Here is a 22402-nt window from a genome sequence, read left to right as displayed (position 1 = left end):
GTTGACAGCACAGCACCTCGTCGCGATTGTTAGGTATACGAACTAATTGGGAGACTCTGGATGTCCGAAGACCGTTTTGCCGTGCTGGAAGGCAAGCTGGCCGAGCTGGAGCGCCGCCTCACCGTGCGCGAGGACGAGCTCGATATCCGCAAGCTGCAGCACCTCTATGGCTACCTGATCGACAAGTGCCTTTACCTCGAGACGGCGGATCTCTTCACCGACGATGGCGAAGTGCGCTTCTTCGGCGGCATCTGGAAGGGCAAGGAGGGCGTCAAGCGGCTCTATTGCGAGCGGTTCCAGAAGCGCTTCACCTATGGCAACAATGGCCCGATCGACGGCTTCCTGCTCGATCACCCGCAGCTTCAGGACATCATCCACGTGCAGCCCGATGGCGTGACGGCACTCGCCCGCGCCCGCTCGATGATGCAGGCAGGGCGCCACAAGGATTACGAGGGCGATGCCCCGCATCTCAAGGCGCGCCAGTGGTGGGAAGGCGGCATTTACGAGAACACCTACAAGAAGGTGGACGGGGTGTGGCGCATCCACATCCTCAACTACATGCCGCAGTGGCACGCCGATTTCGAAACCGGCTGGGCCAACACGCCGCACGAATATGTGCCGTTCCCCAAGGTGACCTACCCCGAAGACCCGACCGGCCCCGATGCGCTGATCGAGGATCACTGGCTCTGGCCGACGCACAAGCTGGTGCCCTTCCACATGCCGCACCCGGTGACCGGCGAGGAAATCGTGGCGCAGCGCTGGCAGGGTGATATCGACCGGGAAAAGGCGAAAGGCTGAGAGGCCCACCCCCGACCCCTCCCGCTTGCGGGAGGGGAGAAGAAGGGATGCCCCTCCCGCAGGCGGGAGGGGAGAGAAAAGTCTGGAGAGCGAGACGTGACTGCCTATCCATCGCTGCACATGATCATCGCCGGGGAGCGTATCTTCGGCGGGGGGCGCCCTACCCATGCGGTGGTGAACCCGGCCACCGGCGAGACCATCGGCGAGCTGCCACTGGCCGAGTCCGCCGATCTCGACCGCGCGCTGGAAGCGGCGCAGCGCGGCTTCCGGCTATGGCGCAAATCCACGCCGCAGCAGCGCGCCGCTGTGCTGAATGGCGCGGCGCGGCTGCTGCTCGAACGGCAGGAGGACCTCGCGCGGATCGCCACGCTGGAGCAAGGCAAGCCGCTGGCTGAGGCACGGATCGAAGTGCTGATGAACGTGGGGCTGTTCCAGTTCTACGCGGGCGAGGTGTTCCGCCTCTATGGCCGTGCGCTGGTGCGCCCGGAGGGCATGCGATCGACCGTCACGCACGAGCCGGTGGGGCCGGTTGCGGCGTTTGCACCGTGGAACTTCCCGCTCGGCAATCCGGGCCGCAAGCTCGGCGCGCCGATTGCGGCGGGCTGTTCGGTGATCCTGAAGGCGGCGGAGGAAACCCCGGCTTCGGCGTTGGGTGTGCTGCAGTGCCTGCTTGATGCCGGGCTGCCGCCCGAGGTGGCGCAGGCGGTATTCGGCGTGCCCGATGAAGTGAGCCGGCACCTGCTGGGCTCTCCGATCATCCGCAAGCTCAGCTTCACCGGATCGACGGTGGTGGGCAAGCACCTCGCCAAGCTCGCCGCCGAGGACATGAAGCGGACCACGATGGAACTGGGCGGGCACGGTCCGGTGCTGGTGTTCGGCGATGCGGACATGGACCGCGTGCTCGATACCGTCGTCACGCAGAAGTACCGCAACGCCGGGCAGGTCTGCGTGAGCCCGACACGGTTCATCGTCGAGGAAAGCGTCTATGGCCGCTTCCGCGATGCGTTTGCAGAGCGGGCGAAGGCGATCGCCGTGGGCAATGGGCTGGATGAGGCGACGCGCATGGGCCCGATGGCGAACCCGCGGCGACCTGAGGCGATGGACCGGCTGATCGGCGATGCCGTGCAGCGCGGTTCGCGGCTCCACACGGGCGGCGAGCGCGTCGGGAATGCCGGGTTCTTCTATGCGCCTTCGGTGCTTTCCGACATTCCGCTTGATGCCGCGATCATGAACGAGGAGCCGTTCGGACCGGTCGCGCTGATCAACGCCTATGCGGGCGAGGAAGCGATGATCGCCGAGGCGAACCGGCTGCCCTACGGCCTCGCGGCTTTCGCGTGGACGCAGGACAGCAAGCGCCAGCAGCGTCTGGCGCGCGAGATCGAGGCCGGGATGGTGGGCATCAATACCAACATGATCGCCGGCGCGGATTCGCCCTTTGGCGGCGTGCGCTGGTCGGGCCACGGTGCCGAAGACGGGCCGGAAGGCGTGCTCGCCTGCATGGTGACCAAGGCGGTTCACGAGGGTTAAGGAAGCAACATGAGCACGGAACTCAAGACCGGCGGGCAGCACGGTTACCTGCGCATCGCCACCGAGGAAGCCTTTGCCACGCAGGAGCAGATCGACGTGTTCCTGCGGATGATCCGCGAGGGCACGGCGGACAAGGGCATGGTCTCGCTCTGGGGCTTCTATGCCACCAGCCCCTCCGAACGCGCGATGCAGATCATGGAGCGGCTGCTCGATCTGGGCGAGCGGCGGATTGCCGACATGGACGCGACGGGGATCGACAAGGCGATCCTCGCGCTGACCTCGCCGGGCGTGCAACCAATGCTTGATGTGGAGGAGGCCAAGGGCATCGCCACGCGGGCCAACAACAACCTTGCGGAGGCCTGCGCGAAGTATCCGGACCGCTTCATCGGCCTTGGCACCGTGGCGCCGCAGGACCCGGAGTGGTCGGCTGCGGAGATCCGGCGCGGGGCGAGCGAACTGGGGTTCAAGGGCATCCAGATCAACAGCCACACGCAGGGCGAATACCTCGACGATCCGAAGTACGATCCGATCTTCCGCGCGCTGTGCGATGCGGGGCAGCCGCTCTACATCCACCCCGCGACGCCGCCGGACAGCATGATCGATCCCATGCTCGAAGCGGGGCTTGATGGCGCGATCTTCGGCTTCGGGGTGGAGACGGGGATGCACCTGCTGCGCCTCATCACCATCGGCATTTTCGACAAGTATCCGGACCTGCAGATCATGGTCGGCCATATGGGCGAGGCGCTGCCCTACTGGCTTTACCGGCTGGATTACATGCACCAGGCGGGCGTGCGCTCGAAGCGCTATGAAAGGATGAAGCCGCTGAAGAAGACCATCGCCGAATACATGCGCTCCAACGTGCTGATCACCAATTCGGGCATGGCGTGGGAACCCGCGATCAAGTTCTGCCAGCAGGTGGTGGGCGAGGACCGCGTGATGTATGCCATGGACTATCCCTACCAGTACGTTGCGGACGAGGTCCGCGCGATGGATGCGATGGACATGAGCCCGGAAACAAAGAAGAAGTTCTTCCAGACCAACGCCGAGAGGTGGTTCAAGTTGTGAGCGAGGCCGGCGCGCCAAAGCTGCCCACTGTCGTCGCCAAGGGCGGGCGCTACGCGCTCGTCCTGCTCGCGCTGACGCAGGCGATGAGCCTGCTCGACCGCCAGATCCTCGCGATCCTGGCGCCGGCGATCAAGAAGGACCTCGGTGTCGGCGATGCGGAGATGGGGCTGCTTTACGGCACCGTCTTCGCGCTGTTCTACGCGCTTTTCTCGCTGCCGGTGGGGCGGCTCGCCGATGGCTGGGTGCGCACGCGGCTGCTCGCGATCAGCCTGCTGTTCTGGTCTGCCGCGACCGGCCTTGCGGGCCTGACCACCAGCTTTGCCATGCTCGCGCTCTCGCGGCTGGGTGTGGGGATCGGAGAGGCGGCGACGTCTCCGGCGGGCACATCGCTGCTTTATGACTATTGGCCGCGGCAGCAGCGCGGGTTCGTGATGGCGATCATGGCCTCCGCGATTGCGCTCGGGCTTGGCGGTTCGCTGATCCTTGGCGGGCTCGCAGCAAACTGGTGGGATGTGGCGCATCCGGGTACGGCGCTCAGGGGCTGGCAGTTTGCGTTTCTGGTCGCGGCGGCGCCCGGCTTCGTGTTCGCGGCTTTCCTGTGGACTCTGCGCGAGCCCGAGCGCGGGGTGATGGACGGCATCGCGACACCGCCCGATCCTCGCCCGTTCGCCGCCAGCCTCGAGATGCTCGGCGCGGTGACACCGGGCTTCCACCTCATCGTGATGCGCGCACGCCGTGCGGCGCCGGCGATGATCGCCCGGAACCTTGTGCTGATCGGGGTGATTGCCGCTGCGATGGTCATGCTCACCATCGCCAGCACCGCGATCTCGCCGCGCCCGCCGCTCGTGTTCGGCAGCGTGGCTGTCAATCCGCACGCGCTGCAGTGGTCGGTGATCGGCTTCGGACTCGTCGTGATCGTCAATCTGGTACAGGGCGTGAGCCTTTCCGACCCGCAGGCGAGCCGCGTGATCCGCGGTTCGCCGACTGTCATCATGTGCATGGCGGTGGGCACGCTGCAATCGGTGCTCAACTACGGGATGATGGCCTTCAACCCCACGTTCCTGATCCGCACCTATCACCTCTCGCTGGGCGAGACGGCGCTGAAGTTCGGTTTTCTCTCGGCTGGCATGGGCATCGTCGGGCCGCTGCTGTGGGGGCCGCTTTCGGACTGGCTGCAGCAGCGCTTTCCGGGATCGGGCCGCGCGGGTGTGGCGGCTTTTGCGATGATCGCTTCGCCGCTGATGTCGGTGTGGGTCTATACCGCGCCGGATGCTGAGACGTTCTTCTGGCGCTTCCTGCCCTACAGTTTCATCCTCACCGGGTGGATGCCTCCGCTCTATGCGATCATGTACGAGCAGGTGCTGCCCCGGATGCGCGGGCTGACCTCGAGCCTCTACCTGCTGGTGATGACGATCCTCGGGCTGGGCATCGGGCCCTATGTGGTGGGGCTGCTGTCCGACGCGACGGGCAACCTGCGCTTCGCCATGCTGAGCATCCAGTGGGTGGCGGTGCCCATCGCGGTGCTGATGCTGCTGATCGCGCGGCGCGCCGAGCGCGACGAGCAGGCGCTGCTGGCGCGGGCGGCGGGGTAGGCTAGCGCCCCTTCTTAGCCGTCCCCGCGTTGAAATCGGGGTCCTTGTTCGCCACCCAGTCGACGAACTTGCGGACCGCCGGGTTGGCGAGGAGCTGGTCGACATCCATGCCCGCGCGCTGCAGTTCGGAATTGGTGAAGTTGGTGATCAGCGTGTTCTGGCAGATCGCGTGCATCGGCACCGTTTCACGCCCGCCACGGCTTTTGGGCACGGGGTGGTGCCAGACAATGGTGGAGCCACAGGGGCGGCCGCACAGCCAGCAGGGCGGTGGCGGGGCTTCGGCAGCCTCGTCCACGTCGTCTTCGTGCCAACCGCCCTTGTTGTGCTTGCGTGCCATGTTGCGGCCTTAGCCTGCATTCAGAGCACGCGCCACACCCAGAGCTTGATGCCGAGCGGAAAGCGCGCGCCCGAGCAGATGAAGATCGAGCGGTTCATCCAGTCGTAGGGACCGGTGGGGGCGATGAATTCCGGTACGGTGCGGAAATAGTAGGCTGCGGGGTCAACCTCCTCGCCCGCCGCGAGCCGCGCCATCACTTCGGGCGGGCCGTGGCGGAGGCCGCGGTTGCGGATCTGGATGACGACGCCGTCATCGGTTTCGAGCGCGTAGATCGCATCGGCGACGGTCACGCCGTCGTGCCGAGTGAGCTGCCAGTCCGCCGCATTGCCGATCAGCCTGCCCTTGATCTTCGGCCCTTCGACGCGCCCGCCGCCAAGGATGGGAATGATCCGCCGCGTGCCGTCATAAGTCGTGCCGATGGGCACCGGCGGTTCGAGATCGCCGGTTGCCTCGTAGACGAATTCCAGATCGGGCTTGATCATTTCGGGGCTGGGGCGCGTGCGATCGCGTGGAAGTAGTCGATCACCTCGCCTGTCAGCCACTCGGGCTCCACCGGCGGATTGTAGCTCAGCTTGACGATCACCGTGCGCGTTGCGGGGTGGACGTAGATGAACTGTCCGGCGAGGCCGACCGCGCTGTAGGCGCCGGGTTCATTGTCCACTTGCCAGGTCTGGTAGCCATAGCCCTTGAACTCGGCCTTGCGGGCGTATTCGGCGGGGAAGGGGATCATCGTGGTCATTTCCTTGACCCAGCCCGCAGGGATCACTTGGCTGTCGCCGACCTTGCCGCCATCGAGCATCATCTGCCCGATCCGGGCAAAATCCCTGAGCACCGCGTTGTAGCCCATGCCGTTCAAGGCACGGCCATTGCCCGGCGGGCCATCGGCCATCCAGAATGCCCCTGCTTCGGCGCCGAGCGGGCCCCACAGGCGGCTGGCGGTGTAGGTTTCCAGCTTCTCGCCGGTCGCGCGCTCGAGGATCCAGCCGAGCACTGCGGTATCGAGCGTGGCGTAGTTGAAGGTGCTGCCGGGCGCGGTCTTCTTGCCGATCGTCACGGCGGGATCGGCAAAACGCATCTGGTTGCGCACGATCGCCTTCGTATGGATCGTCGCGGCGAGGCTGGGATGCTCGCCGAAATCGTAGCGCTCCTCGTAATCGACGCCGGAACGCATCTGGAGGATCTGGCGGATGGTGGCATCGCCATAGCCGCCCGTCTTGAGCTCGGGGACGTAATCACCCGCCTTGTCGTCGAGCGAGTGGATCTTGCCTTCACCCAGCGCGATGCCGACGAGCAGCGCAGTGAAGGTCTTGGCCATCGAGAACGAGATGAAGTGGGTCGCCGCGTCCGACTTGTTGCGGTAGTCCTCGAAGACGACTTTGCCGTCCTTCATCACGAGCAGCGCATTGGTGAAGGTGCGGTCGGCCCACGCGTTATAGCCCATCGAGCCCGCCGAGGACTGGTGCTGCGGCATGGCGAGCGCCGGACCCGTGACCAGCGGCCAGACCGGGCCGGACCGGGGCACATCGCGGCTTTCGAAGACCTTGTTCGTGTCGCGGAAGGTGAAGCTGTTGACCGCCGGATTGAGCCACTGCTCGCGCATGGAGATGACGGCGGCGGAGGGGCCGGCAGGGACCGTCTGTGCCGAAGCCACCACGGGGGCCAGTGCGACGCTTGCCGACAGAACGGCATGCCAAAGGCGAACGGACATCAGACTCTCCCTCTCCAGTTATTGTTATATACAATAGCAATAACTGGAGAGGGCGGGAAGGGGTTTCAGGCGGCGAGGCCGATTTCGTCCGAATTTGCCCAGTTGCCGTGGAGGCCAAAGCGCAGGCGGATGGGGATCTGTACGGTGGCGACGGGGCCTTCGGCGATTGCCTGCGCATCGAAGATCAGGAGATCGCTGCGGTGTTCCTCGAGCCGGTTGCAGACCTGGAGGATCCAGCCATCGCCTTCGGGCGCGGTTTTGCTGCGGGGGACGAAGCAGGGTTCCTGCAGCGAAGAGACGGGGCCGCACCACCAGTGCTGCTCGGCGCCGGTCTCGAGGTCCTTGTGGAACAGGCAGTTCATGATGAGCCCGCCGGCGCTGCCGCCCTTCAATTCGACCGGGCGGCGTACATCCATTTCGAGGAACCAGCCGTGACGCGTCTTCTGCCCCGTGAAGCGGTCATCGATGCGGGGGAACTCGCCCATCGAATCGGAGAGCTTGTTGATCTCGGCGAAGTCCTCGCCGTTCGAGGCCAGGTCGACGACCCAGTCGGTGGGGTAGCTCATCGCCTCCATCCCGTTGAACGGCGCACCGTGAACGTCCGGGAAGAAGGGGAACATGTTGTTCTTCGCCTCGCAGGTGACGAAGTGGACTTTCGTCCCTTCCTGCCAGGCGTTGAGCACGTGGCTGGCGAAGCAGTTGCCGCGCTTGAACCAGCGGATATCGTCCTGCGTCACGCCATCACGCCGGGGGATAATCCCGAGGTAGACCTGCATCGTTGTGTCGAATCCGAAGTGGGGGAGGCCCTTCTCGAGCCGTTCCCAGCTGCCGATCGAGGGGACGATGTGGAGCACGAGGTAATCCTCGGTGATCCCGAAATCGTGCATCATGCAGTAGTAGGGCGCCTTGAACCACACCTCGCGGATCAGTTCGCCCTCGGGGCTGATTTCCATGTAGGTCACATCGTCGGTGCACAGGCCGCTGGCGGCATAGCCGATGGCGACCATGTTGCCGGTCTTCGGATCGACCTTGGGGTGGGCCGTGAAAGTCTGCCCGGTCATCTTGCCGCCGAACGTCTCGTAGCCCGCGGTTTCCAGCGTCGCCGGATCCATGACGAGGCCGGGGCTGTCTTCCTTCAGGGCCCAGAGCTTGCCGCCGAAGACGAAGGCGTTGGTGTTCGCCGTGCCGCGGTATTCACCCTTCACGGCCTCGTCGTCGGTCAGCGGATTGCGGTAGGCGCCGAACAAGGCCTTGCCGGCCGCCTTTTCCAGCTTCCACTTGTCGGTCTTCGCCCAGCGCTGCGCGAAATCGACCTGGCCATCATGGATGTGGAAGCGGGTGATCATGCCGTCGCCATTGAAGGCGATATCGTCACCCAGACGCGGGGGAAATTGCGGGTCGGGCTGGACGCGGAAGAATGCGCCGTTTAGCTCTTTGGGGATCGTGCCTTCGTGCGCGAGGTCGACAATGTCCGCCTCGATCCGGGAAGGTGTGTTGAATCCCGTGAAGCTGGGGCTGGAGGGGAACTGGGCCATGGCACATCCTCTTGGGCTTTTTCGCTTGGGGTTCGATTGTAAGTGTTGCTAACGAATAGGCAAGGCGCAACTAAGGGCGTCGATGGGCCAGAGGGGCAGGGAAGCGGCATTGATCAAGGACAAGTTTGCCGATGCGGTGACAGCACCGCCGCCACCTGAGGGTGAAGCCGATATCGGCGCGATCAAGGACATTCTGGGCTTCCATATCCGCCTCGCGCATGGGGCCTGCTTGCGCCACTTTACCGAGACGTTCACCGATCTCGATCTCACGCAGAAGCAGGTGTCGGTGCTGTGGCTGGTGGATGACCATCCCGGGATCGCGCAGACCGATCTGGCGCAGCGCCTGCGCATGGACCGCGCGACCACAATGGCGATCATCAACCGGCTTCAGGCCAAGCATTTCCTTCGGCGTGACCGCTCGGACAAGGATGGCCGCAAGCAGGCGCTGTTTCTGGAAGAGCCGGGCAAGGCGATGCTCGCCCGCGCCAAGACCGCGATCGGCGAGCACGAAGCGTGGGTGAAGAGCCGCTTCAGCGACAAGGAAGTGCGCCTGCTGATCGAACTGCTTTCGCGCATTCATGAATGACAATTGCGGCGCGCAAGACGCCGTGACCCGGGGAGTGAGACCAAGATGAACACCGATCCGCGCGAGATCATTCGCAGCACGCCGATGAGCGCGGCGCAATGGATCGCCGTCGTGTTGATGATCGCATTGAACGCGCTCGACGGGTTCGATGTTCTTTCAAGCGCGTTCGCAGCGCCGGGCATCGCCAAGGAGTGGGGCATCGCGCGCGATGCGCTGGGTGTGGTGCTGGCGATGGAACTCGTCGGCATGGGCGTTGGCTCGATCCTGCTCGGCGGTGCGGCGGACCGGTTTGGCCGGCGGCCGACGATGCTGGGCTGCCTTGTCGTGATGGCGGGCGGGATGTGGCTTGCCACCACCTCGCAGAACCCGCAGATCCTCGGGCTCTGGCGCTTCATCACCGGGCTTGGCATTGGCGGCATGCTGGCCGCGATCAACGCGGTGACGGCCGAGCTTTCGAGCAGCAAGGGCCGCAGCCTCGCCATGTCGCTGATGGTCATCGGCTATCCGTTGGGGGCGACCATCGGCGGCACTATCGCGGCCATGCTGCTCAAGACCGGCAACTGGCGCGTGGTGTTCGAATTCGGCGCGATCGCGACCGTGGTGTTCATCCCGCTGATCTGGTTCTTCGTGCCGGAAACCCCGGCCTATCTCCTCGCGCGGCGGCCTGAGGGTGCGCTGGCAAGGATCAACGCGTCGATGGCCAAGCTGCGCCTGCCGGGCATCGATGCGCTGCCGCCGGTCGATCAGCGCGACAGCGCAGGTGGACGAGGGGCGAGCGTGCTCGATATCCTGAAGCCCGGCCTCATCGGCACGACCATGATCCTCACCGTGGGCTATTCGCTCCACGCGATCACCTTCTACTATATCCTCAAGTGGTCGCCCAAGATCGTGGCGGACTTCGGTTTTGCCGCGCCGCAGGCGGCGAGCGTGCTCGTCTGGGCGAACATCGGCGGCGCGACCGGGGGCGGGCTGTTCGGCTTTCTCATGCACCGCTTCGGGATCAAGTGGCCCACCATCGTGATGCTGCTGCTGGGCGCGGCGGCTGTGGCCGTGTTCGGGCTGGGCGGGCAGGAGACCTCGCTCGTCGGCTGGCGCTTTGCGGTGTTCTGCACCGGCTTTGCCACCAATGCCGCGATTGTCGGCTTCTACAGCGCGTTTGCCCATGGCTTTCCGGCGCATGTGCGCGCCACCGGCACCGGCTTTGCCATCGGTGCGGGGCGCATCGGCGCGGCGGGATCGCCGATCCTGGCGGGCACCCTGTTTACCGCAGGCGGGCTCAGCCTCTTCACTGTTTCGCTGATCATGGCATGCGGTTCGGTCATGGCCGCAGCGCTAATGCTCATGCTTGCCCTAAGAGAGGCTGATTGAGCCGCGAACCCGATTGAACACAGGCCCCGCTTTGCCTATCGGCAGGGCATTCCATTTCCCCGGGGGAGGACTACCCATGAAGACCCGCGCCGCTGTTGCGTTCGAAGCCAAGAAGCCGCTCGAAATCGTCGAGCTTGATCTCGAAGGCCCCAAGGCGGGCGAAGTGCTGGTCGAGATCATGGCGACCGGCATCTGCCACACCGATGCCTACACGCTCGATGGGTTCGACAGCGAAGGCATTTTCCCCTCGGTGCTCGGCCATGAAGGCGCCGGGATCGTGCGCGAAGTGGGCGCGGGCGTGACGTCCGTGAAGCCCGGCGATCACGTGATCCCGCTCTACACGCCGGAATGCCGCAAGTGCAAAAGCTGCCTCTCGGGCAAGACCAACCTGTGCACTGCGATCCGCGCCACGCAGGGCAAGGGCCTGATGCCCGATGGCACTTCGCGCTTCAGCTACAAGGGCCAGACCATTTTCCACTACATGGGCTGCTCCACCTTTTCGAACTTCACTGTCCTGCCGGAAATCGCGGTCGCCAAGATCCGCGAGGACGCGCCGTTCCAGTCGAGCTGCTACATCGGCTGCGGCGTGACCACGGGCGTCGGTGCGGTGATCAACACCGCCAAGGTGCAGGTGGGTGACAACGTCGTGGTCTTCGGCCTCGGCGGCATTGGCCTCAACGTGATCCAGGGCGCGCGGCTCGCCGGTGCCAACAAGATCGTCGGCGTCGATATCAACCCTGACCGCGAGGAATGGGGCCGCAAGTTCGGCATGACCGACTTCCTCAACACCAAGGGCATGAGCCGCGAAGAGACCGTGGCGGCGATCGTCGCGCTGACCGACGGCGGCGCAGACTACACCTTCGACGCGACCGGCAACACCGAAGTGATGCGCACCGCGCTCGAAGCCTGCCACCGCGGCTGGGGCACTTCGATCATCATCGGCGTGGCCGAAGCGGGCAAGGAAATCAGCACCCGTCCGTTCCAGCTCGTCACGGGCCGCAACTGGCGCGGCACCGCGTTCGGCGGGGCCAAGGGCCGCACCGACGTGCCCAAGATCGTCGACATGTACATGCAGGGCAAGATCGAGATCGATCCGATGATCACCCACGTCATGGGCCTCGAGGAAATCAACACCGCGTTCGATCTGATGCACGCGGGCAAGTCGATCCGTTCGGTCGTCGTGTTCTGAGCCAAGGAAACCAAACCATGTTTACCCATACCGTTCTCGGCACCAACGACATCGAGAAGTCGCGCGCTTTCTACACCGCCGTGATGGGCGCGCTCGGCCATCAGGCAGTGCCTCTGCCGCATGGCACGCTGTTCCCCTCGGCTGCAGGCGCGCTCATGGTGACCAAGCCCGCCAACGGCGAGCCGCACACCTGGTCAAACGGCTTCACGCAGGGTTTTGCTGCCACGACCTTTGCCGAGGTCGATGCGTTCCATGCCGCCGGCCTTGCCAATGGCGGCACCTGCGAGGGCCCTCCGGGTGTGCGTGAAAACGCGCCGGGCAAGGCCTATGGCGCCTATCTGCGCGACACGGATGGCAACAAGATCTGCGCTTTCGCGCCGAATCCGAACGCCTGATTGCCGCAACTGCGCCTGAGACCGCCCGCGTGGCGGCCTCAGGCAAGCCGCAGCAGCATCGCTCCGCTGGCGATGATCGCCGCTGCTGCGACCCGCGCCGGACCGACCCGTTCGTGCAGGATGAAAGCCGAGATGGCGGTGGCGAACAGGATCGACGTTTCGCGTAGCGCCGCGACCATGGCGATTGGCGCCAGCGTCATCGCCCAGAGCGCGATGGTATAGGACACGATCGTGCCGAGCCCGCCAATCAATCCGACATGCCAGGTCCGCCGCGCATAGCTGACGAGCGCGCCGCCGCGCGCGACGGTCGCCCACCCCAGCATGGCAAGGCCGGTCAGTAGCGAAAGCCAGAGCGTGTAAGCCGCCGGGGTTCCCGAGGCCCGCGCACCCATCCCGTCGATCAGTGTATAGCCGGCGATAATCGCCGCGTTGGTGAGCGTCGCGGCGAGGCCCTTCGCGCTGAGCGCCCCGCGCGCGCCGACCGCCATCGCGAGGATACCGAGGCAGATCGTGGCAATGCCCATCCACGCAAGGCCCGGCAGCGTCTCATGCAGCCACAGCGTGCTGATCAGCGCCACCGTCAGCGGCGCGCTGCCGCGCATCAGCGGATAGGCAAGGCTCATGTCGATTACGCGGTAGATCCGCACGAGAAGCACCAGATAGCCCACTTGCAGCAGCGCCGAGACGGCCAGATAGGGCCAGCTTGCGCGCGCTGGCGCCGGCAGGAATGGCAGCGCCAAGAGCGCGATCAGCGCCGCACCGCCCATCACCAGCGTGGTGGACAGCAGCGTATCGCCACTGCCCTTGAGGAACGCGTTCCAGCTCGCGTGCAGCGAGGCGGCAAACAGGATGAGCGCAAAGACCGGCAAGTCCATCGCCGCTTCGTTAGAACCGATTGGCGCCGATGTCTTCAGCAGACCGGACCGCGCCGCGTTGCGATGCGGTTATGCCAGATCGGATCAGACTGCGCCGGCGACGTCGAATCCGTACAATTGCGAAAAGGCCTGTGGTGGTTATCTTCCCCGGTCAAAACCGGACTGGTGCCGCCTCGATCTGCCGAGGCGGCCCGCAAGGTACGGTAACGGGGGGAATTTGGATGGCGATCATCACAGGAACGTCTGGGAACGATCCCTTTTCCGGCACGGTCGGGGTTTTTGATACAGCTGTCATCGACGCGGTTCAGGATGGTCCGCTGTTCTCCTACGTCAACCGTGCCTGGGTCGTCACCAGTTCGCAGGGCACCGATACCCTTGCCAGTGTGGAGCAGGTCCAGTTCCTCGACGCGACGTTCAGCCTCTCCGTGGGCGGCCTCGTCACACTTGCCCAGAACACGGCGTTCACGTTCGGATCGCTCAACAGCGACCTTCTGCGTCTTTCAGACGGGAGCATGCTATCGCTCTGGCGGCATCCCACGGGTGGCCTGCAATTCCAGAAGATCACCCAGTCCGGTGAATTGAGCGGGTCGGCAGCGGCGCTTTCCGGCCCGGGCGTCACCATCAGCAATCCCGTGGCAGCCTCGCTCGGCACCGGCGGCTTTGTCGCTGCGTGGCAGGAATCGAGCGATATCCTGTTCCAGCGCTATGATCTTGCGGGCAACCCGCTTGGCGTTGTGCAGGTCGCCAACGTCACGACAAATCTCACCCAGTTCGATCCGGCGATCACGGCGCTGAACAACGGCAGCTTCGTTGTCGCTTGGGAAGACAGCGCCGTCGACGGTTCCGGTAACGGCGTCTTCGCTCGAGTGTTCGGCAGCACCGGAACCGCGATCACCGGCGATTTTCGCATCAACACCGCAACGACCGGCAATCAGCAGGACGTCGCGCTTGCCGCGCTTTCCGGCGGGGGCTTTGTTGCGGTCTACAGCAACGGCAACTTCGGGCTGTCGTTCCAGAAATACACGGCAGGCGGCACGGTGGTGGGCAGCGAGACGGTGATCGCCGGCTTTAGTGCCACCAAGAGTGCAGTCACTGCGCTCAGTGCGGACCGGTTTCTCGTCGTCGGCCTCGAATCGAACCTTCTCAAGTATCAGATCATCGGGGCTGGCGGATTGCCGGAAGGAGGATCGCCGATCGCGATCAGCACGGCGGTGCCCATCCTCAGCCAGCCTCCCGAAGTGGTGACGCTGTCGGATGGCGGCTGGGTCGTCGCGTGGGTGGAAACAGCGGCCGGTTCGAACCGCATGCAGACCCAGCGCTATGATTCGCAGGGCAACGCGGTTGGCGCGGCCAACACGCTTGCCCTCGTCGATCCGTACGACATGCATATCGTGGCCGATAGCGCAGGCGGCTACACGGTTCAGTACTGGCAGTCGGACGGCGGGCGCCTGTTCGAGATTCGCTACGATGCAGACAACCTGCCTGTTCTGCCGACGATCACCGGCGATGCCGCCGCCAACATCATCACGCTGGGCGCCGTGTCCAGCCAGGGCGTCCGCATCGATGGAGGCGCCGGGAACGACACGCTGACCGGCTCGGTCAACAACGATATCCTCGATGGCACCGATGGTGCGGACCGGCTTACCGGCGGTTCGGGTAACGACATCTACATCGTCAACGGCGACGAACGGATCATCGAGCAGCTCGATGGCGGCACCGACATGGTTGTTGTGCGCCAGTCCTATTCGCTGAGCGCGCGCAACGTGGAGAATATGCGCCTGCTCGGCACGTCGACCGGGAACCTGTCCGGCAATGCGCTCGACAACGTGATCTACGGCAACCGCGCCGACAATGTCATCAACGGCCGCGCCGGTGCAGACACGATGATCGGCGGCAATGGCAACGACACCTACTATCTCGACAACGCGAACGATGTGGTGATCGAGACCGCCAATGGCGGGATCGACACGATCGTCGCGGCAGGCGGCGCTCTGCCCAACAACGTCGAGAATTTTCGCGCGACCGGATCGCTTGGCACCACGATCCAGGGCAACGCGCAAGACAATATCCTGATCGGCAACAGCGGCGCGAACCAGATCCAGGGCTTCGGCGGCGCAGATATCCTGCAGGGCCGCGGCGGCGACGATACCTATTTCATCGATGGCGGCGACGTGGTGATCGAAGGGATCGACAGGGGCATCGATACGGTGCTCACGACGGTCTCCTACCAGCTTGACGAGAACGTCGAGATCGCGCGGCTGACCAGTCTCAACGTGGTCGCCAACCTGACCGGCAATGCGCTCGACAACACCCTGATCGGCAATGATGCGGCCAATGTGCTGGATGGCGGGGCCGGTGCCGATACGATGACGGGCAACGAAGGCAACGATCTCTACATCGTCGACAATGCCGGCGACCGCATCGTGGAAACCTCCTTCTTGGGTGTCGACGAGGTGCGCGCTTCGGTCAGCTTCTCGCTCGATCAGACCGCAGTGGAAAACCTCACGCTTACCGGCCGCAGCGCGATCGACGGGACCGGCAACGGCCTCAACAACATCATTCGCGGCAATTCGGCGGGCAATGTCCTCACTGCCGGCGACGGGGTTGACGAGCTTTATGGCAACGGCGGCAACGATGCGCTGGTGGCGGGCCTGTTCGGCGGTGACCTGCTGATCGGCGGCACGGGCAACGACACCTATATCGTATCCAGCACCGGCTCGCAGGCCGATACGATCATCGAGCTGATCGGACAGGGCACCGACACGGTGCTCGCCAGCATCGTGAACGGCGACTACGTGCTCGCCGAGAATATCGAGAACCTGACACTGACGGCCTCATTCGGAACGGCGTCTGCGCATGGCAACAGCCTTGCCAACCGCCTGACCGGCAATGATGGCGACAATCTGCTTGATGGCGCAGGCGGTGCCGACACGATGATCGGACTCGGCGGTGACGACACCTATGTCGTCGACAACAGCGGTGACATCTGCACCGAGGTGATCGGCGGCGGTGAAGACACCATCGAAAGCTCGATCGGCCGCACGCTCGGCGCCAATATCGAGAACTTGCGGCTGACTGGCGCAAGCGCCATCAGCGGGACCGGCAATGGCCTTGACAATGAGATGACCGGGAACACCGGCAGCAATACCCTTTCGGGCCTTGCCGGACGCGATGTCCTCGTCGGAGGCGGCGGGGCGGACACCCTGCTGGGCGGCGATGACGACGACTTGCTGATCGGCGGTGCGGGCAACGACTTCATCGATGGCGGCAATGGCATCGACACGGTAAGCTTTCGGGCCGTGACGGCGGCGGTGACGGTGGACCTTGCCATCACCGCAACGGCACAGAACACCGGTAGTGGCAGCGGCAATGACCGGCTGACGGGGATCGAGAACGTCATCGGCTCCGATCTTGCAGCTGATACGCTCCTGGGTGATGGCGCGAACAACCGCCTCGTCGGCGGCGGCGGCATCGATCTCCTCGATGGGCGCTCGGGCAACGATCTGCTGCAGGGCGGCGAAGGAACCGATACGCTGATCGGCGGCGCGGGCGACGACACGCTCGATGGCGGCAACGGCATCGACACCGCAAGCTATGCGGCGAGCCTGGCGGGTGTCACGGTCGATCTCGGCAACCTCGATCCTCAGGCCACCGGCGATGGCACCGACCGGTTGCTGGGCATCGAGAACCTCACCGGCTCCGCAACCGGTGCTGACACGCTGACCGGCGACTATCTTGCCAACACCATCGACGGTGGGGGCGGCAATGACCGGATCGAGGGCGGCGACGGCAACGACACGCTGATCGGCGGCGGCGGCAACGACATGGTGAGCTATGCGAACGCGACGGGCGGCGTGCTGGTCAACCTCGCCCTCGGAACGGCCAGCGATGGTGCGGGCGGCAAGGACGTCCTGACGGGCTTTGAGAACATTCTCGGCAGCCAGTTCGACGACAGCCTGCGCGGCGACGGCGTGGCAAACGTGATCGAGGGCGGCATCGGGCGCGATGTGCTGCGCGGCGGGACGGGGAACGACACCTTCGTCTACCGCAGCGTGGACGACAGCACCGTGGCGATCGACGGCCGCGACCTGATCGCCGATCTGGCCGCGGGCGACCGGATCGACCTTTCGGCAATCGATGCGAACAGTTCGCTGGCGAACGATCAGGCCTTCACGCTGATCGGCGCGGCGGCGTTCAGCAACGTGGCGGGACAGCTGCGGGCGACGACCACCAGCATCGAGGGCGACGTGAACGGCGACGGTTTTGCCGATTTTGCGATCACGATCTCGGTCGCGACAGCGCCCGTTGCTGCGGACTTCGTGCTCTAGGCAAAGCAGACGGGGTGCGGCGAAGGTCGCACCCCCTCAAGCCTCACATCGCCGAGATGCCGCCGTCGAGCTTCAGTTCGGCGCCGGTCATGAAGCGGCTTTCTTCGCTCGCAAGGTAGAGCACGCCCTGCGCGATATCGATGGGTTCGCCGACGCGGCCGAGCGGGATCTGGCGTGCGAGCTTGGCCATCACGACGTCCTTCTCGATTCCGGCGTTCTTGCTGATGCCGTCGAGGATCGGCGTGTCCACGAATGTCGGGTGGACCGAGTTGCAGCGGATATCCCACCCGCGCTTGGCGCAGTAAAGCGCGACCGACTTGGTCAGCATCCACACCGCGGCCTTGCTGGCATTGTAGCCGGGCATGGTGTGCGAGGCGATCAGGCCCGCGATCGAGCTGATGTTGATGATCGAGCCGGGCTGGTTGTCCTTGAGCAGCGGCAGCGCCTTCTGGCAGCCGAGGAAAACCGAATCGACGTTGATTGCAAAGCCGCGGTGCCATTCCTCGAGCGTGCAGGTCTCGATATCGCCGCGCACGCCGACGCCGGCGTTGTTGACGAGCACCGAGAGGCCGCCGAGCTTGTCCGCCGCCATGGCGATCGCGGCATCCCAGTCACTTTCGGAGGTGACGTCATGGCGCATCGCAAAGGCAGTGCCAGCGCCCAGTTCGGCGTTGATCGCTTCGGCCTGCGCAGCGGCGCCCTCGCCGTTGATATCGGTCAGCAGCACGCGCGCACCCTCGCGCGCCAGCAGCGCTGCATGGGCCGCGCCCAGCCCCTGCGCCGCGCCGGTTACCAATGCCAGCTTGCCCGAAACCCTGCCCATCGCCTTCAATCCTCTCGCTTATTCTTATAACCAGCCCGGGCTTAGCAGCAGAGCCATGCGGACGTCGATGGCATATCCCTGCGCGCGCTTGGCTGCGAGGAACTCGGCGATCCTTGTGCGCGGCACATGGTGGACGGTGATGCCTTCGCCTTCCACGCCGCCGCCCGGGCCGACGCGCTCCAGCTCATGCGCGCGAAACAGCGTGAAGGCTTCGCTGACCATACCGGGGCTCGAATAGAACTCGCCAAGATCATCCATGCGGCCGGCGCGGTAGCCGGTTTCCTCCTCCAGCTCGCGGATCGCGGCGGTCGCGGCGTCCTCGTTCTCGCCGCCGTCATCATCGCCGATAAGGCCTGCGGGCAGCTCGATGCAGGGACGACCGAGCGGGATGCGGAACTGCTCGACGAGCACGACCTCATCCTCGGCCGTGATTGCAAGGATCACCGCCGCCTTGATGCCGCGCGCGCGAGAGACGTATTCCCAGCGTCCGCGCGTCTTGGCGGCGATGAAGCGGCCCTGCCACTGGGTGATCTCGGGTTCGTCGCGATATTCGTCTTCAAGGCTCATACTTCGATCACCCGGTCCGGCAGTTCGTTTTCATCATCTGCCGCGCGGGGCAGATGCTCGGTGAGCACGGCGCCGACCTTGCCGATGGCGGCGACCATGCCATCCCCCACCCGTCCGGCGCGGATCGGTTCGAGCAGGGCATGCATGGCATCGCCCCAGACTTCGGGCGCGACCTTGCTGGCAATGGCCTCGTCGGCGATGATCTCGGCACGGTGCTCGGCCATCGAGAGGTAGATGAGTATGCCGGTGCGCCCGGTGGTGCGCCCTTCCGCGCCGATGCGGAAGCAGGTGAGCGCGCGGGCGTGGACACGGGCGGACTTGATCGGCGCAGGCGTCAGCGCAAGGCGCAGGGGGCGCCAGGCCATCAGCAGCAGCATGGCGAGGAACTTGATCACCGCGACCAGCAGCGCAATCCCCAGCACCTGGCGCGGGGTCCATTCGTGCGCCCACAGGCCGAGCAGCCGCTCGACAAGGCCGAGGTAGAAGCCGGGCGCCAGCTCCAGCGCGGCGAGGGCGAGGAAAGCGATGAAGATCGACCATGCCAGCGCCACATCGCGGTAGTTGTCGGACTGCGGGGTGATGATCGTGACGATCTCGCCTGCGCTCGCAGCTTCTGCCGCGGAGACAGCTTCGGCGATGCGCTTACGGTCTGTGTCGGTCAGCATGTCACCAGCTCCCCGACGAGCCGCCGCCGCCGAAGCTGCCGCCGCCGCCTGAAAAGCCGCCGCCACCGCCCCAGCCGCCACCGCCGCCGCCCCAGTCTGATCCGCCACCGCCCCAGCCGCCCGAGGGGAAGATCATCACGCCGGGCGAGCCATAGCGCCGCCCGCCGCCGCGCATCGCGCGCAGGAAGGGGAGGACGAAGAAAAAGAAGAAGATCAGCAGGAAGATGACCGTACCTGCATCGAAGCGGGGCTCCTTGGCTTTCTTGGCCTGCGCAGTCGCATCAGCGGCAACCTTGCGCGCCTCGTCCTCGGGCAGCTGCAGCTGCGCGATCAGCTGGTCCGTCGCCGCTGCGATGCCGCCGGGATAATCGTTCGCCTTGAAGCGGGACACCACTTCGCGCTGGATGATCAGGCTCGAAAGCGCATCGGTGATGATGCCTTCGAGGCCGTAGCCCACCTCAATCCGCACCTTGTGTTCCTTGGGCGCGACTATCAGCAGGATGCCATCGTTGCGCTGCTTGTCGCCGATGCTCCATGCCCGGCCGAGCCGGTAGCCGTAGTCCTCGATCTCGTAGCCTTCGAGATCCGGGATCGTGGCGATTACCATCTGGCGCTGGGACTGCGTCTCCAGCGCGGCCAGCTTGGCATCGAGCGCGGCGGCTTGCTCGGGCGATAGCAGGTGCGCCTCATCGACCACGCGGCCGGTCAGCTTGGGGAAGGTCTGCGCGGCAGCGGGGCCGGCGAGGAGGGCCAGCAGCGCCAGCAGGGCCGGCAGGATCAGGCGGTGAAGTCGCATGGATGCGTTCATGTCCGTGTTGGATGTGCGGTCAGCACATCGATGATCCGCCTTGTACCGGCTTCGAAACCTGCCTCGAACGCGCCCGCCTTGAAACGCGGTACCATGTCTTCGCTGATGATACGCGCGCAGAGCGGATTGGTGAGTGTTGCTTCAAGCCCCTTGCCGACTTCGATGCGGGTCCGATGTTCGTTTGGCGCGACGATCAGCAGTACGCCATCGTTGCGCGCCTTGCTGCCGATCCCCCAGCCATTGCCGAGTGCCAAGCCGAGCTGTTCGATCGTCATCCCCTTGAGATCGGAGACGGTGACGATCACCATCTGCGGCCCGGATTTCGCCTCCAGCGCCGCGAGACGCTGATCGAGGCTCTTCCGCGCCGTCTCCGGGAGGAGCCCGGCATTGTCGACCACCCGCCCCGTTAACGCGATCGGCGCGCTCGGGCGAGCCGACTGCTCCGCCTGAGCCGTGCTTGCCGTGCCACATCCCGCCAATAGTGGCGCAAGGGCTAGGGCAACCGCGAACCCGAGGCGGCGCATGGTGGTAGGTCCGTCTGGCCTGATGCCTTACTCGCTCGCCGCCTTGCTGGCCGGAGCTGCCGCATTGTCATTCGCAGCAGGTGCTGCTGCCGGGGCGGCGGGGCCGTCGAAGCTTACCGCGGGGGCCGTGTCCGCGCCCGGAGTGGTCGCGGCGAAGGGCACCATCGGCTTGGCGCCATAGACGACCTTGGCGGCGATGATCGCGGGGAAGGTGCGGATCGTGGTGTTATAGGTCTGAACCGCCTCGTTGTAGTCGCGCCGGGCGACCGCGATGCGGTTTTCCGTGCCTTCGAGCTGGCTCTGCAGCGCGAGGAAGTTCTGGTTGGACTTGAGGTCCGGATAGGCCTCAACCGAGGCAAGCAGGCGACCAAGGCCCTGGCTGAGCTGACCCTGCGCGGCCTGATAGGCGGCGATCTTGTCCGGGTCGGTCACGTCTGCCGCCGAAATCTGGATAGAGGTCGCCTTGGCGCGGGCTTCGGTCACCTTGGTCAGGGTGTCCTGCTCCTGCTTGGCATAGCCCTTCACCGTCGCGACGAGGTTCGGGATCAGGTCGGCGCGGCGCTGGTACTGGTTCTGCACGTCGGCCCACTTGGCCTTGGCGGCTTCCTCGGCGGTGGGGATCGCGTTGACTCCGCAGCCAGCGAGGCCGGCGGCGGCCATGGCGACGAAAGCGAAACGGGAAAAGCGGGCAAGCAGCGAAGCGGCCATCGAAATATGTTCCCTCAAGAGCCCCGGCGCGGACGCGGCGGGCGTGCTCACCAGAGAATGTAGCGGGTCCGCAGGGCCGTTCAAGGGCTGCACCGGATCGGAGCACCTGACCACTTGTTACAAAGGGTTGCGGCTGGCAGGAAACAACCGGGTGAAAATGCCTAACAGGAGAACAACGAGATGGGCATGATGGGAGAATTCAAGGCTTTCGTGGCGCGTGGCAACGTGCTCGACCTTGCGGTCGGTGTGATCATCGGCGCGGCTTTCGGCAAGATCGTCACCTCGCTGACCGAGGATCTGATCATGCCGGTGATCGGCGTGGTGACGGGCGGGGTCAATTTCACGAACAAGTTTCTGGTGCTGGGTGCCATTCCCGAGACGTACAAGGGCTCGCTCGAGGACTACGCCGCGCTCAAGGCCGCTGGCGTGCCGATGCTGGGCTATGGCGCGTTCGTTACCGCAGTGATCAGCTTCCTGCTCATGGCTTTCGTGATCTTCCAGATCGTGCGCACGGCGAACAAGATGATGCCGGCGGCGCCCGAGGCTCCTGCCGCGCCTGCTGGCCCGAGCGAGATCGATCTGCTCACAGAAATCCGTGATGCGCTGAAGAAGGCCTGAGATCGGACGGGTGGGGCCGGGCGCAGTGCGCAGGCCCCTTCCATTCCCCGCACCTCGCGCCTATATCGAGCGGGCCGGCTTCGGCCGGCTATGACGATAAAGTGTACCGTACAATAGGCGCAGCGGACCCGGGGGCGGTACCCGGCGGCTCCACCATCACCACCGGCTAAAGGGCCGGGCTCTGTTGTCGCAGAGGTGTTGATGGGGCCGAACTAGGATCGACGTGTGTTGAAAAGCGGTATTTTCGTCCGGGCTGAGTAACCCGTTAAAGGCTCAAAACCCACAAGTGCCAACGACAACGAAGCACTCGCTCTCGCGGCGTAATCTGACGGCTTAACGGCCTGATCTTACAAAGCTAAAGCGCGGTTGAACCCACCGGGCAACAG

Annotated in this window: 21 protein-coding genes and 1 other RNA gene; 11 read left to right on the top strand and 11 right to left on the bottom strand. The window is 65.0% G+C overall.

The genetic code is table 11. The features are described from left to right. The first annotated feature begins 60 nt into the window (after positions 1 to 60). The 4 genes from Q0082_RS20065 (at position 61) to Q0082_RS20050 (ending at position 4982) form a co-directional block, all read left to right on the top strand. Positions 61 to 798, top strand: coding sequence for a nuclear transport factor 2 family protein (locus tag Q0082_RS20065; RefSeq protein ID WP_298195375.1), 738 nt, complete (start codon positions 61 to 63; stop codon positions 796 to 798). 96 nt (positions 799 to 894) lie between these two features. Beyond that, positions 895 to 2325, top strand: a complete 1431-nt coding sequence (locus Q0082_RS20060; RefSeq protein ID WP_298195374.1) for an NAD-dependent succinate-semialdehyde dehydrogenase — start codon at positions 895 to 897, stop codon at positions 2323 to 2325. 9 nt (positions 2326 to 2334) lie between these two features. Continuing rightward, positions 2335 to 3390, top strand: a complete 1056-nt coding sequence (locus Q0082_RS20055; protein ID WP_298195373.1) for an amidohydrolase family protein — start codon at positions 2335 to 2337, stop codon at positions 3388 to 3390. Continuing rightward, positions 3387 to 4982 (top strand): MFS transporter, encoded by a 1596-nt coding sequence (locus Q0082_RS20050; protein WP_298195372.1) that lies wholly within the window; start codon positions 3387 to 3389, stop codon positions 4980 to 4982. Before Q0082_RS20055 ends, Q0082_RS20050 begins: the two co-directional genes overlap by 4 nt. Position 4983: 1 nt before the next feature. Here the strand turns inward: Q0082_RS20050 and Q0082_RS20045 are convergent, their stop codons facing one another. The 4 genes from Q0082_RS20045 to Q0082_RS20030 all read right to left on the bottom strand — a co-directional run bounded on the left by Q0082_RS20045 (position 4984) and on the right by Q0082_RS20030 (position 8562). Further along, complete coding sequence (locus Q0082_RS20045; RefSeq protein ID WP_298195371.1) at positions 4984 to 5319, bottom strand: hypothetical protein; 336 nt, start codon at positions 5317 to 5319, stop codon at positions 4984 to 4986. 20 nt (positions 5320 to 5339) lie between these two features. Further along, positions 5340 to 5801 carry a DUF3237 domain-containing protein gene (locus tag Q0082_RS20040; protein WP_298195370.1) on the bottom strand — a complete coding sequence of 154 codons (462 nt, stop codon included), beginning with the start codon at positions 5799 to 5801 and terminating at the stop codon, positions 5340 to 5342. Beyond that, a complete protein-coding gene (locus Q0082_RS20035) occupies positions 5798 to 7027 on the bottom strand; it encodes a serine hydrolase (protein ID WP_298195369.1) in 1230 nt (409 codons plus the stop codon). Before Q0082_RS20035 ends, Q0082_RS20040 begins: the two co-directional genes overlap by 4 nt. 65 nt (positions 7028 to 7092) lie before the next feature. Beyond that, positions 7093 to 8562 (bottom strand): carotenoid oxygenase family protein, encoded by a 1470-nt coding sequence (locus Q0082_RS20030; RefSeq protein WP_298195368.1) that lies wholly within the window; start codon positions 8560 to 8562, stop codon positions 7093 to 7095. A 109-nt stretch (positions 8563 to 8671) separates the two neighbouring features. Between Q0082_RS20030 and Q0082_RS20025 the strand changes: the two genes are divergently transcribed. The 4 genes from Q0082_RS20025 (at position 8672) to Q0082_RS20010 (ending at position 12100) form a co-directional block, all read left to right on the top strand. Further along, positions 8672 to 9148, top strand: coding sequence for a MarR family transcriptional regulator (locus Q0082_RS20025; RefSeq protein WP_298195367.1), 477 nt, complete (start codon positions 8672 to 8674; stop codon positions 9146 to 9148). A gap of 45 nt (positions 9149 to 9193) precedes the next feature. After that, positions 9194 to 10516 (top strand): MFS transporter, encoded by a 1323-nt coding sequence (locus tag Q0082_RS20020; RefSeq protein ID WP_298195366.1) that lies wholly within the window; start codon positions 9194 to 9196, stop codon positions 10514 to 10516. Between the two features lie 76 nt (positions 10517 to 10592). Further along, positions 10593 to 11705, top strand: a complete 1113-nt coding sequence (locus tag Q0082_RS20015; protein WP_298195365.1) for an S-(hydroxymethyl)glutathione dehydrogenase/class III alcohol dehydrogenase — start codon at positions 10593 to 10595, stop codon at positions 11703 to 11705. 17 nt (positions 11706 to 11722) lie between these two features. Next, complete coding sequence (locus tag Q0082_RS20010) at positions 11723 to 12100, top strand: VOC family protein (RefSeq protein WP_298195364.1); 378 nt, start codon at positions 11723 to 11725, stop codon at positions 12098 to 12100. Positions 12101 to 12138: 38 nt separating this feature from the next. Here the strand turns inward: Q0082_RS20010 and Q0082_RS20005 are convergent, their stop codons facing one another. Continuing rightward, on the bottom strand, positions 12139 to 12975 hold the full coding sequence (locus Q0082_RS20005; protein WP_298195363.1) for a DMT family transporter: 837 nt from the start codon (positions 12973 to 12975) through the stop codon (positions 12139 to 12141). Positions 12976 to 13196: 221 nt separating this feature from the next. Between Q0082_RS20005 and Q0082_RS20000 the strand changes: the two genes are divergently transcribed. Then, positions 13197 to 17303 carry a calcium-binding protein gene (locus Q0082_RS20000; RefSeq protein ID WP_298195362.1) on the top strand — a complete coding sequence of 1369 codons (4107 nt, stop codon included), beginning with the start codon at positions 13197 to 13199 and terminating at the stop codon, positions 17301 to 17303. Positions 17304 to 17346: 43 nt separating this feature from the next. On the opposite strand, the gene Q0082_RS19995 is transcribed toward Q0082_RS20000, so the two are convergent. From Q0082_RS19995 to Q0082_RS19970, 6 genes are read right to left on the bottom strand one after another with little or no spacing between them, the layout of a single operon-like run. After that, positions 17347 to 18126: an SDR family oxidoreductase gene (locus Q0082_RS19995; protein WP_298195361.1), complete on the bottom strand. Its 780-nt coding sequence runs from the start codon at positions 18124 to 18126 to the stop codon at positions 17347 to 17349. 24 nt (positions 18127 to 18150) lie between these two features. Beyond that, positions 18151 to 18693, bottom strand: a complete 543-nt coding sequence (locus Q0082_RS19990) for an NUDIX hydrolase (protein ID WP_298195360.1) — start codon at positions 18691 to 18693, stop codon at positions 18151 to 18153. Next, positions 18690 to 19358 (bottom strand): hypothetical protein, encoded by a 669-nt coding sequence (locus Q0082_RS19985; RefSeq protein ID WP_298195359.1) that lies wholly within the window; start codon positions 19356 to 19358, stop codon positions 18690 to 18692. Before Q0082_RS19985 ends, Q0082_RS19990 begins: the two co-directional genes overlap by 4 nt. Position 19359: 1 nt before the next feature. Continuing rightward, positions 19360 to 20154, bottom strand: coding sequence for a TPM domain-containing protein (locus tag Q0082_RS19980; protein WP_298195358.1), 795 nt, complete (start codon positions 20152 to 20154; stop codon positions 19360 to 19362). An 8-nt stretch (positions 20155 to 20162) separates the two neighbouring features. Further along, positions 20163 to 20690, bottom strand: a complete 528-nt coding sequence (locus Q0082_RS19975) for a YgcG family protein (protein WP_298195357.1) — start codon at positions 20688 to 20690, stop codon at positions 20163 to 20165. Positions 20691 to 20717: 27 nt separating this feature from the next. After that, complete coding sequence (locus Q0082_RS19970; protein WP_298195382.1) at positions 20718 to 21350, bottom strand: LemA family protein; 633 nt, start codon at positions 21348 to 21350, stop codon at positions 20718 to 20720. Positions 21351 to 21584: 234 nt separating this feature from the next. Between Q0082_RS19970 and mscL the strand changes: the two genes are divergently transcribed. After that, positions 21585 to 22016, top strand: a complete 432-nt coding sequence (gene mscL / locus Q0082_RS19965) for a large conductance mechanosensitive channel protein MscL (RefSeq protein WP_298195356.1) — start codon at positions 21585 to 21587, stop codon at positions 22014 to 22016. A 34-nt stretch (positions 22017 to 22050) separates the two neighbouring features. Beyond that, positions 22051 to 22402, top strand: a transfer-messenger RNA (tmRNA) gene (gene ssrA, locus Q0082_RS19960); the annotation flags it as partial.

The sequence above is a fragment of the Novosphingobium sp. genome (genome assembly GCF_027489515.1).
GTDB lineage: Bacteria > Pseudomonadota > Alphaproteobacteria > Sphingomonadales > Sphingomonadaceae > Novosphingobium.
Note: the sequence above shows the minus strand (reverse complement) of the source record. Positions and strands in the feature narration are given on the sequence as shown.

Coding starts and splice junctions, on each gene's coding strand:
- Q0082_RS20065 (WP_298195375.1), top strand. CDS start 61: ATGTCCGAAGACCGTTTTGCCGTGCTGGAAGGCAAGCTGGCCGAGCTG.
- Q0082_RS20055 (WP_298195373.1), top strand. CDS start 2,335: ATGAGCACGGAACTCAAGACCGGCGGGCAGCACGGTTACCTGCGCATC.
- Q0082_RS20045 (WP_298195371.1), bottom strand. CDS start 5,319: ATGGCACGCAAGCACAACAAGGGCGGTTGGCACGAAGACGACGTGGAC.
- Q0082_RS20040 (WP_298195370.1), bottom strand. CDS start 5,801: ATGATCAAGCCCGATCTGGAATTCGTCTACGAGGCAACCGGCGATCTC.
- Q0082_RS20035 (WP_298195369.1), bottom strand. CDS start 7,027: ATGTCCGTTCGCCTTTGGCATGCCGTTCTGTCGGCAAGCGTCGCACTG.
- Q0082_RS20030 (WP_298195368.1), bottom strand. CDS start 8,562: ATGGCCCAGTTCCCCTCCAGCCCCAGCTTCACGGGATTCAACACACCT.
- Q0082_RS20020 (WP_298195366.1), top strand. CDS start 9,194: ATGAACACCGATCCGCGCGAGATCATTCGCAGCACGCCGATGAGCGCG.
- Q0082_RS20015 (WP_298195365.1), top strand. CDS start 10,593: ATGAAGACCCGCGCCGCTGTTGCGTTCGAAGCCAAGAAGCCGCTCGAA.
- Q0082_RS20010 (WP_298195364.1), top strand. CDS start 11,723: ATGTTTACCCATACCGTTCTCGGCACCAACGACATCGAGAAGTCGCGC.
- Q0082_RS20005 (WP_298195363.1), bottom strand. CDS start 12,975: ATGGACTTGCCGGTCTTTGCGCTCATCCTGTTTGCCGCCTCGCTGCAC.
- Q0082_RS20000 (WP_298195362.1), top strand. CDS start 13,197: ATGGCGATCATCACAGGAACGTCTGGGAACGATCCCTTTTCCGGCACG.
- Q0082_RS19995 (WP_298195361.1), bottom strand. CDS start 18,126: ATGGGCAGGGTTTCGGGCAAGCTGGCATTGGTAACCGGCGCGGCGCAG.
- Q0082_RS19990 (WP_298195360.1), bottom strand. CDS start 18,693: ATGAGCCTTGAAGACGAATATCGCGACGAACCCGAGATCACCCAGTGG.
- Q0082_RS19985 (WP_298195359.1), bottom strand. CDS start 19,358: ATGCTGACCGACACAGACCGTAAGCGCATCGCCGAAGCTGTCTCCGCG.
- Q0082_RS19980 (WP_298195358.1), bottom strand. CDS start 20,154: ATGCGACTTCACCGCCTGATCCTGCCGGCCCTGCTGGCGCTGCTGGCC.
- Q0082_RS19975 (WP_298195357.1), bottom strand. CDS start 20,690: ATGCGCCGCCTCGGGTTCGCGGTTGCCCTAGCCCTTGCGCCACTATTG.
- Q0082_RS19970 (WP_298195382.1), bottom strand. CDS start 21,350: ATGGCCGCCGCCGGCCTCGCTGGCTGCGGAGTCAACGCGATCCCCACC.
- mscL (WP_298195356.1), top strand. CDS start 21,585: ATGATGGGAGAATTCAAGGCTTTCGTGGCGCGTGGCAACGTGCTCGAC.